General features: G+C 45.7%; 1 protein-coding gene. It reads right to left on the bottom strand.

Annotated features, from left to right (window positions below; translation table 11 throughout):
• Nucleotides 1–33: 33 nt before the first annotated feature.
• The coding region (locus tag AB4653_RS26410) for a FecCD family ABC transporter permease (protein ID WP_372105705.1) at nucleotides 34–1,013 on the bottom strand (980 nt) is incomplete at its 5' end.

Below are 1,013 nucleotides of genomic sequence, written 5' to 3' on the forward strand. Positions count from 1 at the left end.
CATTTGTGTTGATTGAGATATGTGTACCTATGCTTAAAACTGGCGAGATCGGGTCAATAGCCAAATTAAATATATGCCACCTACAATACCCGTCATCCTGCCTATCGGCACGCTTGCTTGAAAAGGCAACCATTGAATTAAAACATCCGCAGTTAAGACCAACAACGCGCCCATAAGAGCTGAGGAGAACAAGGATAATGCTCGCGACTTTCTCAATCGACCAACTAATTGAGGAGCAGCAAGGGCAATAAAGGCAATAGGCCCAGCAGCTCCTGTCGCGAATGCGGCTAAGACCACAGCAAAGAAAATCATAGAAAGACGGACTCGCTCTACTCGGATACCCAGCTGAGTTGCGATGTCATCCCCCATCTCTATCATGGCAAGCGCACGCTTTAGTATCATCATAAAAGGGAGGAGGAGAAATACCCCAATAAGTACAGGATAAACATGTGTCCATGTCCTAGCATGCAGTGATCCTGCAAGCCATAGATTAGCCAAAATGGCATTGTCTAAATTACCCTTAACTAACATCAGGCTGTTCAGCGCACTCAAAATGGACCCGACCCCAATACCAGTGAGTATTAAGCGATACCCTCCAACCACTCCTGCTTTTACCGCGAGTAAGTAAACGATAACAGCCGTGATTACTCCGCCGACTATCGCCGCGATTGCCACTTCGATAGCCCCTTGCTCAAACAAAACTATTTGAGCAATTGCCCCGGTAGCAGCCCCCGTTGTAAAGCCAATGACATCAGGAGAACCAAGAGCATTTCTTGATACCGATTGAAATACCGCACCAGAAATGCCTAACGCAGCCCCAACAAAGACCGCAGTAAGAACCTTAGGTAGTCTTATGTTAAGAATTATTCGATCTTTTACGCCCCTCTCTCCAGCCCCAAGAATGATATCGGCCACTTGAGGCAACGAGATATTAAACTTACCCAATGTCATGGAATAAGTTGCAATAGCGCAAACTGATATCAACAAAATCAAAGCGATAAGTATATGAGACG

The sequence above is a fragment of the Vibrio sp. 10N.222.48.A3 genome (genome assembly GCF_041475345.1).
Classification (GTDB): domain Bacteria; phylum Pseudomonadota; class Gammaproteobacteria; order Enterobacterales; family Vibrionaceae; genus Vibrio; species Vibrio tasmaniensis_A.